This window comes from Clostridium sp. MB05, assembly GCF_046581255.1.
Classification (GTDB): Bacteria; Bacillota; Clostridia; order Clostridiales; family Clostridiaceae; genus Clostridium.
Genome location: NZ_CP174370.1, coordinates 2,373,003 through 2,386,745, shown reverse-complemented (window position 1 = coordinate 2,386,745; position 13,743 = coordinate 2,373,003). Strand labels below are relative to the sequence as shown.

17 protein-coding genes are annotated in these 13,743 nt (G+C 25.1%); 12 read left to right on the top strand and 5 right to left on the bottom strand.

All coding sequences use genetic code 11. The annotated features are described in order from the left end of the window. Positions 1 to 84 precede the first annotated feature (84 nt). Positions 85 to 498: a PTS fructose transporter subunit IIA gene (locus tag ACH36K_RS11090; RefSeq protein WP_411167692.1), complete on the top strand. Its 414-nt coding sequence runs from the start codon at positions 85 to 87 to the stop codon at positions 496 to 498. Between the two features lie 29 nt (positions 499 to 527). Here the strand turns inward: ACH36K_RS11090 and ACH36K_RS11085 are convergent, their stop codons facing one another. Both ACH36K_RS11085 and ACH36K_RS11080 read right to left on the bottom strand, forming a co-directional pair. Continuing rightward, positions 528 to 965: a GatB/YqeY domain-containing protein gene (locus ACH36K_RS11085; RefSeq protein WP_411167691.1), complete on the bottom strand. Its 438-nt coding sequence runs from the start codon at positions 963 to 965 to the stop codon at positions 528 to 530. A gap of 109 nt (positions 966 to 1,074) precedes the next feature. Continuing rightward, entirely contained in the window at positions 1,075 to 1,938 is an 864-nt protein-coding gene (locus tag ACH36K_RS11080) for a S66 peptidase family protein (RefSeq protein ID WP_411167690.1), read from the bottom strand. A gap of 177 nt (positions 1,939 to 2,115) precedes the next feature. Here ACH36K_RS11080 and ACH36K_RS11075 point away from each other — a divergent pair, with 177 nt between their 5' ends. From ACH36K_RS11075 to ACH36K_RS11040, 8 genes are all read left to right on the top strand, one after another. Next, a complete protein-coding gene (locus ACH36K_RS11075; RefSeq protein ID WP_411167689.1) occupies positions 2,116 to 2,523 on the top strand; it encodes a hypothetical protein in 408 nt (135 codons plus the stop codon). A gap of 76 nt (positions 2,524 to 2,599) precedes the next feature. Then, on the top strand, positions 2,600 to 2,980 hold the full coding sequence (locus ACH36K_RS11070; protein WP_411167688.1) for a desulfoferrodoxin: 381 nt from the start codon (positions 2,600 to 2,602) through the stop codon (positions 2,978 to 2,980). Positions 2,981 to 3,237: 257 nt separating this feature from the next. Further along, the gene (locus tag ACH36K_RS11065; RefSeq protein ID WP_411167687.1) at positions 3,238 to 4,398 is read left to right on the top strand and encodes an MFS transporter; all 1,161 of its coding nucleotides are present in this window, start codon (positions 3,238 to 3,240) and stop codon (positions 4,396 to 4,398) included. Between the two features lie 17 nt (positions 4,399 to 4,415). Then, positions 4,416 to 5,105 (top strand): M48 family metallopeptidase, encoded by a 690-nt coding sequence (locus ACH36K_RS11060; protein WP_411167686.1) that lies wholly within the window; start codon positions 4,416 to 4,418, stop codon positions 5,103 to 5,105. 548 nt (positions 5,106 to 5,653) lie between these two features. Further along, positions 5,654 to 6,199, top strand: a complete 546-nt coding sequence (locus ACH36K_RS11055) for a hypothetical protein (RefSeq protein WP_411167685.1) — start codon at positions 5,654 to 5,656, stop codon at positions 6,197 to 6,199. 23 nt (positions 6,200 to 6,222) lie between these two features. Continuing rightward, positions 6,223 to 7,950, top strand: a complete 1,728-nt coding sequence (locus ACH36K_RS11050; protein WP_411167684.1) for an ABC transporter ATP-binding protein — start codon at positions 6,223 to 6,225, stop codon at positions 7,948 to 7,950. 1 nt (position 7,951) lies between these two features. Then, entirely contained in the window at positions 7,952 to 9,718 is a 1,767-nt protein-coding gene (locus tag ACH36K_RS11045) for an ABC transporter ATP-binding protein (protein ID WP_411167683.1), read from the top strand. A gap of 95 nt (positions 9,719 to 9,813) precedes the next feature. Further along, positions 9,814 to 10,041 (top strand): TIGR04540 family protein, encoded by a 228-nt coding sequence (locus tag ACH36K_RS11040; protein WP_411167682.1) that lies wholly within the window; start codon positions 9,814 to 9,816, stop codon positions 10,039 to 10,041. A 51-nt stretch (positions 10,042 to 10,092) separates the two neighbouring features. On the opposite strand, the gene ACH36K_RS11035 is transcribed toward ACH36K_RS11040, so the two are convergent. Next, positions 10,093 to 10,311, bottom strand: coding sequence for a hypothetical protein (locus tag ACH36K_RS11035; RefSeq protein WP_322382215.1), 219 nt, complete (start codon positions 10,309 to 10,311; stop codon positions 10,093 to 10,095). Between the two features lie 174 nt (positions 10,312 to 10,485). On the opposite strand from ACH36K_RS11035, the gene ACH36K_RS11030 reads away from it, so the two are divergent. Then, complete coding sequence (locus ACH36K_RS11030) at positions 10,486 to 11,103, top strand: NUDIX hydrolase (protein WP_411167681.1); 618 nt, start codon at positions 10,486 to 10,488, stop codon at positions 11,101 to 11,103. Positions 11,104 to 11,125: 22 nt separating this feature from the next. Here the strand turns inward: ACH36K_RS11030 and ACH36K_RS11025 are convergent, their stop codons facing one another. Then, positions 11,126 to 12,412, bottom strand: a complete 1,287-nt coding sequence (locus ACH36K_RS11025) for an NCS2 family permease (RefSeq protein WP_411167680.1) — start codon at positions 12,410 to 12,412, stop codon at positions 11,126 to 11,128. A gap of 279 nt (positions 12,413 to 12,691) precedes the next feature. On the opposite strand from ACH36K_RS11025, the gene ACH36K_RS11020 reads away from it, so the two are divergent. Both ACH36K_RS11020 and ACH36K_RS11015 read left to right on the top strand, forming a co-directional pair. Beyond that, positions 12,692 to 12,958, top strand: coding sequence for a metal-sensing transcriptional repressor (locus tag ACH36K_RS11020; protein ID WP_411167679.1), 267 nt, complete (start codon positions 12,692 to 12,694; stop codon positions 12,956 to 12,958). Positions 12,959 to 12,983: 25 nt separating this feature from the next. Next, on the top strand, positions 12,984 to 13,193 hold the full coding sequence (locus ACH36K_RS11015) for a heavy-metal-associated domain-containing protein (RefSeq protein ID WP_411167678.1): 210 nt from the start codon (positions 12,984 to 12,986) through the stop codon (positions 13,191 to 13,193). Between the two features lie 52 nt (positions 13,194 to 13,245). Here the strand turns inward: ACH36K_RS11015 and ACH36K_RS11010 are convergent, their stop codons facing one another. Next, positions 13,246 to 13,698, bottom strand: coding sequence for a MarR family winged helix-turn-helix transcriptional regulator (locus ACH36K_RS11010; RefSeq protein WP_411167677.1), 453 nt, complete (start codon positions 13,696 to 13,698; stop codon positions 13,246 to 13,248). Positions 13,699 to 13,743 lie beyond the last annotated feature (45 nt).

The window sequence follows — 13,743 nt, the reverse complement described above, 5'->3', positions numbered from 1 at the left end:
AAAGTTAAATTATTTTAATTATATTATATATATAAACATAGAATAGTATTATATATTATAATTAAGAGGGTTGGTGATTAATAATTGATAGGTTTTATTATTGTTGGTCATGGAAAATTTGCAACAGGGCTATATAGTGCTTGTAAGCTTTTTGATAAAACTTATTCAAATGTTAAAGCAGTTGATTTCCTTGATGGTGATACTTTGTATGAATTAGATAATAAAATTAAAGTAGCATTAAATGATTTAGAAGTATATGAGGATATAATAGTGTTTTGTGATTTGTTTGCAGGAAGTCCATTTAAGATGGCTTTAATGAATTCTATATATGATTATAATAGATTCACTGTTTTATCTGGTGTAAACTTACCAATAGTTTTAGAGGGGATTATGATAGGACAGAACTCAATTTGTGATCCAATAAAACTTATTAAAACACTAAAAAATGAATTCCCAAGTACATTGGTTCATACAGTAGATGAAAAGAAGGTAAAATAACCCCTCCCATTAGTTGAGAGGGGTTTTATTTAGCCTAATATTTTCTTTACCATAGGATTTATTTTTGATCTATCGAACTTTCCATTAACTTTTGGCATAATTTCTTTCATTATTTTTCCCATATCTGAAACTCCATAGTTGCCATTTGTAATTATATCTTTAAGCATAGACTCAACTTCTTCTTCACTTAATTGTGCTGGAAGATATGGTGTTAATAAATTAATTGCGAAATTTCCTTCAGCAATTTTATCATTGTCATTTAATTGAATAGCATATTGAAGAGCTTCTTTAAGTTGTTTAATTTGTTTTTCTATGATTCTTATAACATCTTCATCAGAAATATCTTTTCTTTCATTAACTTCAAAAGCTTTAATTTCTGAATTTACTAATCTTAAAACATTAACTGTTTGCTTATCTCTAGCTTTCATTGCAGCTATTTCGTTCTTTTTTAATTCTTCTTTTAACATATTTACTCACCTCACTGGTAATACTTACAATAAACCATATAGTTTATCCCTGTTAAAATTATATACTTTAAGGAATATTATTGCAAGGAATCTAACTAAGAGTAGTTTATTAATCTAAATTTATATATCTGCCAATAGGTAAACATTTTGAATTTGCTCCATGACCAATCTCACTGGTTTTAGCTATTGGAATATTAGTATCTTTAAGTTTTTTAATTATAATATCCTCAACTCTAATAGAGTTTTGAGATTTTTCTAATTCTGTAAAGCTACCTAATAAAATACCATTAAGGTTATTAAATGCACCAATTTGTTGATATTGCGTTATAAATGTAGAAATTTTATTAATATCTCCACTTAGAGCTTCAAGAAAAAGTATCTTATTATTAAAATCTGGCATATATTCTGTTCCAGCTAATTTTAAGAAACATCTGATATTACCACCAATAACTACTCCATTCATAGAATTGCCTTGAATCCATTTATAATTAAAGTCATATAAATTGTTTTCTCCATCTATGATACTATTTTTAAAATTAGAAATTTGGTTTATGCTATCTTCTCTTATAAGATTTCTAAGTTGGTAGTTGTAATTTATAGTTTTAGACTTTTTATATAGTGCATTTAAAATCACTGTTAAGTCACTATACCCAAAAAAAGGTTTGTTAGCTTCAGATATATTATCGTAGTCTAAGTAATCTAAAATTTCATTACACAAGTCTCCTCCAGATAAATCAAAAATAGCTTTTATATCTTTATTTAGATAAAAGTTCATAAGCTCTTTTGCTCTAATCTCAGCATCATAAGAAATACTCTTATCATTTTTATATAGTACATTGGAACATATAACATTTATTCCAATGGAAGATAAAATATTAATTAAATTTTCTATATTAACTTTCATATTCTTATCTAGTCCATTTGAACAAGAAATTAACCCTATTGTGTCATTAACATTCAATATATTTTCCATAAAAATCCTCCATAAATATTTATTAATTTAATTTTAAGTATAAGAAAGAAGGAGAAAAAAATCAAATAAACTAAAAATTTAGCTTGTTAAAGTTTTATATTATGTATATTTAATAAAGAATATTAACATTATAGGATGAATATTTTTATAGTATAGAAGTTTATAAGTGGAGGATATATGAAGTATAGACTTTATGTAAATGGGAGATGTAAAAATTCAAGAAACTTTCAAAGTGATATTGGTATTGGTGGAGTAATTTTAAGTGATGAAGGGAAAGAAATATCATTTTCAAGAAACATAGGGATTGGAACTTGCTGTGAAGCTCAAATTTATGCTATATTTTATGGAATCGATGAAATATTAAAGCAAAATAATGCAACTAGTATAACAGTTTATTTATCTAATTTGATGCTTGTTGATTATTTAAACGGTAATAAATTATATCTAAACCCTAGTACAGAAATTTTAGTAAACAAATTAATTAACTTTATAGAAACGTTAGAGATTTGCATATATTTTAAGTATTTTGAAGTAAATGAGTATAATTATGTTAGAACATTGGCTGAAGATGCAATAAATTTATAGAGAGCCTTTGTAAATAATACCAATGTATAGTAAGATATAATTGTAATGTAGTAAATAAATAAAAGGGAGTGATTTTATGGTTAAGAAATTACAAGTTTATAAATGTGAAATATGTGGCTCTATGGTTGAAGTTTTAAATGAAGCAAAAGGAACTTTAGTATGTTGTGGTAAACCAATGACACTTTTAAATGAAAATACTGTAGATGCAGCTGTAGAAAAACATATTCCAGTAGCAGAAGAAAAAGATGGACAACTTTTGGTAAAAGTTGGAGAAGTTGAACATCCTATGATAAATGAGCACTTCATTCAATGGATAGAAGTTATAACTAAGGATGGAGAAGTTGTAAGAAAAGATTTAAATCCAAATGAAAAACCAGAGGCTAAATTTACAATAAATGGAGAAGTGGATAGAATTAGAGAATATTGTAATTTACATGGATTATGGAGTACTAAATAATATAAAAATAAAATGCTATCTTAGAAATCTAGGATAGCATTATTTTTTATTCTTTAGGAAATTATAAAAAGTTTACTCAGTGAATAACTTTTTATAATTTCCTTCCTTCAGCTTTGAAGTTCACCTATGTAATTTTGCGATGACTTGGAGCGAAGTGACGGAATAAGCGAAACTTACATAGGTGAACTTTTTTATTTACTTTATTATATACAGGTGATAGAATTACACATGGTAATAAAAAAATGGAGGTAATACAGATGAAAAAGTATTATAGTATCACTACTTTTTTGACTTTTGGTATTTTTAGTATATTGACTACATTCTATTTTCCTTATTTAAACCAACAAATTGGTTTGAATTTATCAGAAGTTGGACGAGTAGTATCTATAGGAGCGTTATTTACATTAATTGCGCAACCTATATTATCAAATAAATTTTCAAAGGCAAAAAATAAAAATAGATTTATATTAATTTACTTAGCCATTGTATTTATAGCTATAGTAGGATTAATGTTTATAAATAAGGATTTGTCTATAATATTTGCTCCAATATATGGTTCAGTTTTAGGCTCTGTAGCTGGAATATTTGAAATATATATAGAGGAGTTATCAATAAAAAATGGATATGAATTTTCAGATATAAGAAAATGGGGATCTATTGGATATGCATGCATAGTATTTATAGCAGGAGGAATTATTACTACCTTTGGTTATAGAATATTACATTTGCTTGCACTAGCTATGATTATTGCTATGATGCTTACTATTGTATTTAAACTTAATGATAATGTAGAAATTAAAGAAGTTGAGAACAATACAAAAATAACAGATTTATTTAAGAATAGAAATATTATTTTGCTTGTAATAGTAGTTTTCTTAGGTATGGGAAGCTACATGGGGCTAGATTTTGCTTATTCATCATATTTAGTTGATATAGTTGGAGATGTAGATAAAGCAAATAAAATTTATAGTACCTCAATAAGCTTTAGAGTAGTAATTGAGTTTTTCTCATTTATGCTAGTTGCTAAGTATATAAGTAACGCAAATAGTAAAAAATGTCTTACTATAGCATTATCAATAGCAGCAATTAAGGTACTAATGTTTTCAAGTGGCAGCGTAGTACTTATAGTCCTTGGAGATCAGCTTCATGGAATAATGTATGGGTTATATTTAAGCTTTTTATTTAAATATTTAAGAGAAATATTAGATGAAAGTTTAGTTGCAACTTCCTTTGCAGTTCTTTCTGTTTTAAGTACAGGAGGCTCTAACTTTATATATCCATCTATATATAGTTTAGTCCAAGGGAAATTTGGATATAGTGGAATGTATATAGTTGGATTCATATTATTAGTTTTATCTGTAATAATATTTTTTACTTTTCTACCTAATTCAAAAAGTAAGATTAAATTGAACGCATAAACTATTTTGAGGTATTTATGAAAAGAAAAGTAAATATTAATAATTTAGAAATTGAATATAATTTAATATTTAAAAACAAGAAGAATATTTCAATAAAAATAGATGGTGAAGGAGAGATACACGTATTTTCACCAAAAGGCATTAGCTATGAATATATTAATAAAGTTATTATAGAAAAAAGTAATTGGATATTAAAAACCCTAAAAAAAATAAATAAAACTAATCTAATAAAAGAAAATAAGATATTATTTTTAGGTGAATACTATAATTTGGTTATAAAAGAATCAAAGCTTCATAATATCTATATAGATAATAAAAATTTAGTAATAAATAGTTTATGCTTAGAGGATGAATATATAAGAAATGAAATAATGAATTGGTATAGAAAATTAGCAACAGATATTATTGGTAATAGAGTAATGGAAATTTCTAATAAAATTTTGTTAAAACCATCTAAAATTATTATTAAAAATCAAAAAAGTTTATGGGGGAGTTGCAACTCTAAAAAGGAAATTAGGTTAAATTGGAGATTAGTGTTAATGCCTTATTTCGTAATTGATTATATTATAATCCACGAGTTATGTCATATTATACATATGAATCACTCAAAAGATTTCTGGGACTTAGTTAAACAGTATTGTCCTAATTACAAAGAAAGCAAGAATTGGCTAAAAGAAAATGGAGCTATGCTAATGAATTTAGTATAGCTCTATTTATATTATTTAAAAGTATAAATAGTTATTTTATAACATTTATAACAATATTTTTATAAAATTAGTATTTCATATTTTTTAATATAATTATATAATGGTAATTAATCATCTAAATCTGTGTCATAACAAAAGTATAAAATCAGTTATTTAAAGTTTATTTTTATCTTTCTTTATTTTAATATATAATTTCCTTAAAAATTAGTATTTTAAATTTATTAATTCATTTATCATAAGATTCACTTTGAAAATTATCATTTCAATAATTATCAAAATATTTCTTATATTTATTTAAAGTCTTAATAATTTTCTTTTTAAAATTCAATTGTTTATTAAATTTTATAGATAAAAAAGTTATTATGTATTTAAAATAATATTTAATATATAATATAGTGATTTTTGAAAAATAGTTTAAAGTTTATCTTAGAAATATAGATTTTGAATTTGTTTTAGTAATTTAAATTATAATTTTTATATACTTTATAAGTTTTTTATAATGAATATTTGGAATACTAATTTTATCAATAAAACTTAGGAGAAAACATATGAAAAAAGTTATTATTTTATTACTATCAGCAATTTTAATTCTTTATGCTTGTACAAATACAAGTAAAACAGATATTAATGAAGAAGAAACTAAGAAACAGGAACAAAGTGATTCAAATGAAAGAAGGATAGAAAATAAAGATGATACTATTATTTTTAGAGCCACATCTAAAGAAAGCAATGTAGATATAAAGTCTCTTATAAAAAAGGTAGAAAAGGATCTCAATTCTAAAGGACTTTCATCAAAAGTAATTAATAGAGATGGAAACTCATTATATATAATGACTACTGGCTTGGAAGTAAAAGATATAAGAGTTCATAAACTTAATATAGAAAATAAAAGTAAATTTAATATTCATGAATATATAACTAAATATAGAAATGAAAATTATGAAGCTTTATCTAAATCATTAGAAAATGAAGAATATTTAATTATTCCAATTAATATAAGAAAGGATTTTCAGGAAGAAGCAATATCATGGATTACTAGTGATGGAACTATTAAAGTATATGAAATAACTGAAAGCGAAACTTATGAAGAATAAATATTTTAATTAGGAGGGGTGTTATGAAGAGAATTATAAAATATTTATTAAAAGAAAAAAAAGCATTGGCTATTGGTACAATTTCTATGATATTAATTATATCTATAGATCAAATAACACCTATGTTGCAAAAAATAATAGTTGATAATGGAATAATAAATAAGAATTATTCTATTATTTTACCAATATTATTTGGATTTTTAATATTAACATTGATAAAGGCAATATTAGGTTATTTAAAAGAATATTTATATGATTATATAGGTGTAAAAGTTCATTTTGATTTAAGAACAGAATTATTTTCGCATATACAAAGCTTTGAATTTAATTATTTTGATAATACTAATACAGGAGAATTAATGTCCAGAATAGGTGAAGATATTGAGAATATATGGCAAACTATTGGATTTGGACTTAGACTTTTTGTTGAAAATATATTATATTTTATATTTAGTACAATAATATTATTTTATTTAAACTGGAAACTAACATTAATTTGTTTAATTATATTAGCACCTATAGGAATTATAGCTTATAATTTAGAGAAAAAGTTAAATAAAGGATACGAAGAAATTAGCGATAAAACGGCAGAAATAAATACAATGGCACAAGAAAATATAGCTGGAGTTAGATTAGTTAAAGCATTTAGTAGAGAAAAGCATGAAATAAAGAGATTTTTATCCTTAAATAAGGATTATTATGATCTTAATATGAAACAAGCAAAAACAATTTCTAAAAACTTTCCTTTTGTGGAGTTTTTGACTAATATAAGTCTGGTTGTAATGATAATATTAGGAGGATATTTTGTATTAATAAATGAAATATCCTTAGGAACTCTTATTGCATTTTCAGGATATATATGGAATCTTATTTGGCCTATGAGAATGATAGGATGGCTTATGGATATACTATCAAAAAATAAAGCTTCTGCCTTTAAAATATTCAATATACTAGATAGGAATACTAAAATAGATACTGAAATAGGGGAGAAAGCTCAAAATATAAAAGGTGATATTGAGTTTAAAAATGTATCTTTTAAATATAATGATGACCTAGTATTAAAAGATATAAACTTAAGTATAAAGTCAGGAAGTACAGTTGCTATTATGGGAGCTACAGGATCAGGAAAGTCTACTTTATTATCTCTTATAGGAAGATATTATGATGCAACTAATGGAGAAATAAGGATAGATGGAATAAATGTAAAAGATATCAACTTAGGTGCGCTTAGAAATAACATGGCAGTTGTACAACAAGATACATTCTTATTTTCAGATACAATTAAAAATAATTTAACATTTGGAAATAGTAGTGCATCAATTGATGAAATAAGAGATGGAGCAAAAAAAGCTTGTGCTTTAAATTTTATTGAAGATTTAGAAAGTAATTTTAAAACTGAGGTTGGAGAAAGAGGAGTTGGACTTTCAGGAGGGCAAAAACAAAGACTATCAATTGCAAGAGCAATAATTAGACAAGCTCCAATATTAATATTAGATGACTCAACTTCAGCATTAGATATGGATACCGAGCATGAATTATTAAAGAACCTTAATTATATTAAGAAAAATAAAACAACTTTATTAGTTGCTCATAGGATATCAGCTGTTAAAAATGCAGATTTAATAATATTTATGAAAGATGGTTGCATAATAGAAAAGGGAAATCATAATGAGCTTTTAAAGAAAAAAGGACACTATTATAAAGTATATCAAGAGCAATTTAAAGATTTCAATAATTTGGAGGTTATTTAAAATGCCTAAAGATAATGAAATGATTAGAAGCAAAAAAGAAGTTATTTTCAGGCTATTTTCATATTTAAAAAAGTATAAGCGAGAAACTATAATCTCAATAATACTTATGGGCTTGATTACTATTTCAAATAATTTAAATCCTTATTTAATGAAAATAGCTATAGATGATAACATAAAAAATAAAGATATAAAAGGATTAGTTATAATTGGAATATTTTTAATTATAATAAATATATTCACTCTTATTTTTTCTAAAATAAAATGGAAAATAGTTAGTTATGTAACCAATAATATATTAGTTAATATAAGGATGGAATTATATACTCATATTCAAGAGTTACCATTTACCTTTTTTGATAGTAGACCTGTTGGAAAAATATTAGCTAGGGTAATGGGGGATGTTAATTCTTTAAAAAATTTATTTGATCAAAGCATACAATCAGTTATACCAGAATTGATCAATTTGTTATCAGTAATTATTTTCATGTTAATGTTAGATGTAAAGCTTGCAATAGCATGTATTTTATTACTTCCTATTTTAGGTCTAGGAATGTTTTTCATAGAAATAAACTCAAGAAAAAGATGGAGTGAATATAGAAGTAAAAGATCTATATTAAATGGTTTTACACATGAAGATATCTCTGGAATTAAAGTAGTTCAATCATATGCCAAAGAAAATTCTACGGATTTAAAATTCAAAGATTTAGTATGGGATCACTTAGAAAGTTTTTTAAAAGCTGTAAAGATAAATGATTTTATTTGGCCATTAGTAGAACTTTCATGGGGAGCAGGAACTATTGTAGTTTTTTTTGTAGGTTATAGGTTAATAAAAACTGGTAGTATAGAAGTAGGAACATTAATTGCCTTTACAATGTATATAGGTATGTTCTGGAGACCTATAATGAATTTATCTAACTTTTATAATACATTAATAACAAATTTATCAGCAGGAGATAGAATCTTTGAAATTTTGGATATAGAACCATTTATAAAGGATGATTTAAATAAACCTGATATTGGATCTATTAATGGTGAAGTAAAATTTAGAAATGTATCTTTTGGATATGAAGATAGCTTAGTTTTAAAAAATATATCTTTTAATGTTAAGAAAGGGGAAAAGATAGCACTAGTAGGTGAAACTGGCGCAGGTAAAACAACAATAGTATCATTATTAAGCAGATTTTATAATCCTAATGATGGAGAAATATTAATAGATGATAAAAATGTAATGGATTATAATTTACATTCAATGAGAAGTCAAATGGGAATTATGCTCCAAGATACCTTCTTGTTTTCTACTACAATAAAAGAAAATATTAGATATGGAAAGTTAGACGCTACAGATGAGGAAATAATTGAGGCAGCAAAAGCTGTGAATGCTCATGAATTTATATTATCTTTAGAAAATGGATATGATACAGAAGTAAATGAAAGAGGTTCAAGGCTTTCATTAGGCCAAAGGCAACTTATATCTTTTGCTAGAGCATTATTAGCAAATCCAAGGATATTAATATTAGATGAGGCTACATCTAATATAGATACTCAAACTGAAATAATAGTTCAAAAAGGTATAGAGAAACTTTTAGATAATAGAACATCTTTTGTTATAGCTCATAGACTTTCTACAATTAGAGATTGTGATAGGATAATTGTAATAGAAAATGGTGAAATTCAAGAAGTTGGTTCTCACGATGATTTAATTAAAATTAAAGGAATATATTATAATTTATTTAAAGCACAATATAGCTTTTTAAATGAAGGTGCATAAAACAAGGTATATTTTTAAAATAATACTAGAAAAATATCAATATAGTATTTATAATAGATTTATAAAACTTTTAGAAAAGTAATAAGGAGAAAAACATGAGAGCTGTATATAGAAACCCAAAGGAGTTAGCAACTTGCTTAAAAGATTTAGTTGATAATTATTTAGAAGATTTATTAACTTATGATGATTTAGAAAGTAAAGTAAAAAAAATAGTTTCTGCAAATGGAGATAGAGTTTATAAGGAAGGTAAAATTTCATTGAAAATCTATCCTTACCTTGGTGATGAAAGAGTTGAAATAATTGATAAAATAATTAAAAGCTAAAACAAATAAAAGCCTCCATAGTTAACTATGGAGGCTTAATTTTAAATATAATTATATATTAAGAATATTGAGTTTCTTTTCTTCGTATTGAATTTTATCAAGCGAATGTTTTAGCGCTAAAAATTCCATTTCAACTTTATCAATTTTTTTAGATATAATTTCTCTATCTTTTTCTGAAGTAGAGTTTTGATTTTGATCTAATAATAGACTTAGCTCTTCAGAAAGCTCAAACATTCTTAGCGCTGCTTCATAGCAACTATTTATTTTCATTGAATCACCTCAAAACAATAATAACAATATTATACAATAAATGTAATAAATAGTCAAATGTTATAAATGTTTTAATATTATATATTTAAAAAATATAATATTATTAAAGATAATATATTAAAATATCTTTAAATGCTTATAGTATAAATGTGTTAAATTACGAGGAGTATGCTTATGATAAATAAAATTATTAAAGACTTTAAAGAATATAGACCTTATATAAATGGTTGGAAGGAGATGAAAAGGGCATCTGTTGTTATTTTGCTTGCAGAAATAAATAATAAATTAAATATAGTTTTTGAGGTAAGAGCTAAACACATGAGAAGTCAACCAGGAGATATAGCATTTCCCGGAGGGAAAATAGATGATAATGAAAATGAAAAGGAAGCAGCTATAAGAGAAGTATGTGAAGAGCTAGGGTTAAATAAAGAAGATTTTGAGATAATATCTCCACTTAACTTACTAATAACACATTATGATCTATTAATACATCCATTCTTAGGATATATAAAAAATTTTGAAAATATTGAAATTAATAAAGATGAAGTAGACCATATATTTCTAGTTCCACTAGAGTACTTAATAAATACAGAACCTCGTGAAGAGATTAATAAAATATTAGTTGATAGAACCAGTGATTTTCCATTCCACTTAATTAATGGTGGCGAAAGATATAAATTCAAAGAAGGTAAATATAAATCTTTATTCTATGTATATAATGATTATGTTATTTGGGGAATTACCGCTAGAATTCTTCAAGACTTTTTATATTGTCTAAAAAATAAAGGCTAGAAAAATTTTTCTAGCCTTTTATTTAAATACTATGAAGTATAAAATACACTATAAATATAAATGAAATTATGTACATAGTAATTGAAAGTTGATCTTTCTTTTTAGTTATAAATTTCATTATTGTATATGAAATAAAACCAAATGCTATACCGTCTACTATGCTAAAAGTTAATGGAATTAATACTATAATTAAAAATGCAGGTATAGCCTCTGAAATATCATTAAAATCAATATGAACTATTCCTTTAATCATTAAGCTTCCTATGATTATTAAAATTGGTGCAATTACTTCATTAGGAATTAAGCTAATAAATGGAATAAATAATAATGAAATTAAAAGAAGTAGTCCTGATATAAATGATGTTAATCCAGTTTTTCCACCAGCAGCAATTCCAGCAGAGCCTTCGACTGTAGAAACTGAGGGACTAGTTCCAAACAAACCACAAGCTATTGTAGAAATAGCTATTGCATTTAAAGCTTTATTTTGTTTTTCGGGAGATTTCAGCAATCCATTAATTTGACCATGTAGTAATCCTATATTTTCAAAAACTAATACTAATGTTAAAGAAAATGTAGCAATCCAAAATGGAATAGTGAAAAAGGCACTTAAATCTATATTAAAGAAAATCCCTTTATATTCACTAAAATTAGGAAGAGTAAATCTTAATCCAGTTGTATCAATAAAATTTAATGCTATAGCTGCTATTGTTCCTATAACTATACTTATTAAAAAACCTCCAGGAATATCTTTTGCAAATAGTATTACTGTTATTAAAAACATAACTATAAAAAATATTACTCTAGGATCTGAAAGAGATCCTATTTTAACCATAGTAGAAGGATCAGAAATTATTAGGCCTCCTTTTTGAAAACCTAAAAATGTAATAAATAAACCTATTCCTATAGTTATTGCTTCCTTTAAAGAGTTTGGTATAGATGTATCTAATATTTTGGCTAGTGGAGTAACAGCGACAATTAAAAATAATACTCCTGCAACAACTACACTTGCTAATGCTTGATTAAATGAAAGTCCCATACTTAAAACTATTGTATAAGTAAATAATGCATTAATTCCCATACCAGGCATAATTACAAGGGGCGCATTGCTCATTAAAGATACTAATAAGCATCCAATAAATGAAGCAAGCACTGTTGCTATTATGAGGGGCTCTTGTGATATTCCTCCAGCGCTTAAAATACTAGCATTAACTACAATAATATATACTGCAGCAAAAAAAGAAGTTAACCCAGCAACGAGCTCGGTTTTAAAATTTGTTTTGTGTTCCTTAAGTTTAAATAGTTTGTCCATCCTTTCGTTAAAAACCTCTTTTCTTCATCCCTCGCCCGCCCACATCCATCGATGCCTAGATTATTATACCATTTAATTTTTAATATTAAAGAGTTTAAACAAATCAAAGTCAAATTTTATACATAAAAAGACAAAATTTTACCTTTAAATATACTTTTATAAAATTACAGTAGATTTATTCATTAAAGCATATTATATAAAATTAAACATGTTGACAAATATCTTTTTAATACTATAATTAAATTATAGTACACCCCTAGAGGGTGGGGGAGGTATAACATGAACGATGAAAGAAAAAAATCATTACAATCTTTAAAAACTGCTAAGGGACAAATTGAAGGAATTATTAAAATGATTGAAGAGGATAGGTATTGTATTGATATTTCTAACCAGATTTTTGCAGCACAATCATTATTAAAAAAGGCTAATTTAATAATATTAGAAAATCATTTGTCTCACTGTGTTAAAGATGCATGTATAAATGGTCAAGGTGATGAAAAAATTGATGAGATAATGAAAATTTTAGATAAGATTATAACAAGATAAAATATATTATTAGGAGGACAATGATATGAAAAAGAAAATAAATATTGAAGGAATGAGTTGTGGTCATTGTGTCGCTCACGTAAAAGAAGCTTTACAGGAATTAAAAGGAGTTTCTTCAGTTGAGGTAAGCTTAGAAGAAAAAAATGCTACAATAGAAACAACATTAGATAATAATACATTAATTTCAGCTATAGATGAGGCTGGATATGATGCTATCTCTATAGAAGAAATATAGTATTAATATAAAAAGATAAATGTTTACATAGAAACATTTATCTTTTTATATTTTATTTTAATTTAGATATTATCTCATTCATATCTTTAATTGATAGATTTAAATTTTCTAAATCGTCTACATCCAATGAGGATATTTTATTATATAAGTTTGCCTTAATATTTTTTTCTCTTTCCTTTATAAAATCATATGCTTTATCTGTTAGTTTTACTTTTATTTTTCTTCTGTCATCAGGATCAGTATACCTGCAAACAAAATCTTCAACGATAAGTTTATCAATTATAGGTGTCATATTCGGCTTTGAAATACACAAATGTTCTGCTATTTCAGAAACAGATGAGGATTCTTTCCTAGAAAGAAAATAAATAACTTTAGCATGAGAAGGGGGGATATGAAGCCCTTTAACCATTTGATTTGCATTAAAAAGTTTATTATGTATGTGCATTAATAAACCAAATAAATTATTTGATACCTCCTCAATATTATTATTAGTATTATTACTCATGGATATCCTCCTTTATTATTACTTATTATAATTATAAACTATTTT

Excerpts from the sequence above, each read along its gene's own strand:
- ACH36K_RS11085 (WP_411167691.1), bottom strand. The coding sequence starts at position 965 with ATGTTAAAAGAAGAATTAAAAAAGAACGAAATAGCTGCAATGAAAGCT.
- ACH36K_RS11080 (WP_411167690.1), bottom strand. The coding sequence starts at position 1,938 with ATGGAAAATATATTGAATGTTAATGACACAATAGGGTTAATTTCTTGT.
- ACH36K_RS11075 (WP_411167689.1), top strand. The coding sequence starts at position 2,116 with ATGAAGTATAGACTTTATGTAAATGGGAGATGTAAAAATTCAAGAAAC.
- ACH36K_RS11070 (WP_411167688.1), top strand. The coding sequence starts at position 2,600 with ATGGTTAAGAAATTACAAGTTTATAAATGTGAAATATGTGGCTCTATG.
- ACH36K_RS11065 (WP_411167687.1), top strand. The coding sequence starts at position 3,238 with ATGAAAAAGTATTATAGTATCACTACTTTTTTGACTTTTGGTATTTTT.
- ACH36K_RS11060 (WP_411167686.1), top strand. The coding sequence starts at position 4,416 with ATGAAAAGAAAAGTAAATATTAATAATTTAGAAATTGAATATAATTTA.
- ACH36K_RS11055 (WP_411167685.1), top strand. The coding sequence starts at position 5,654 with ATGAAAAAAGTTATTATTTTATTACTATCAGCAATTTTAATTCTTTAT.
- ACH36K_RS11050 (WP_411167684.1), top strand. The coding sequence starts at position 6,223 with ATGAAGAGAATTATAAAATATTTATTAAAAGAAAAAAAAGCATTGGCT.
- ACH36K_RS11045 (WP_411167683.1), top strand. The coding sequence starts at position 7,952 with ATGCCTAAAGATAATGAAATGATTAGAAGCAAAAAAGAAGTTATTTTC.
- ACH36K_RS11040 (WP_411167682.1), top strand. The coding sequence starts at position 9,814 with ATGAGAGCTGTATATAGAAACCCAAAGGAGTTAGCAACTTGCTTAAAA.
- ACH36K_RS11035 (WP_322382215.1), bottom strand. The coding sequence starts at position 10,311 with ATGAAAATAAATAGTTGCTATGAAGCAGCGCTAAGAATGTTTGAGCTT.
- ACH36K_RS11030 (WP_411167681.1), top strand. The coding sequence starts at position 10,486 with ATGATAAATAAAATTATTAAAGACTTTAAAGAATATAGACCTTATATA.
- ACH36K_RS11025 (WP_411167680.1), bottom strand. The coding sequence starts at position 12,412 with ATGGACAAACTATTTAAACTTAAGGAACACAAAACAAATTTTAAAACC.
- ACH36K_RS11020 (WP_411167679.1), top strand. The coding sequence starts at position 12,692 with ATGAACGATGAAAGAAAAAAATCATTACAATCTTTAAAAACTGCTAAG.
- ACH36K_RS11015 (WP_411167678.1), top strand. The coding sequence starts at position 12,984 with ATGAAAAAGAAAATAAATATTGAAGGAATGAGTTGTGGTCATTGTGTC.
- ACH36K_RS11010 (WP_411167677.1), bottom strand. The coding sequence starts at position 13,698 with ATGAGTAATAATACTAATAATAATATTGAGGAGGTATCAAATAATTTA.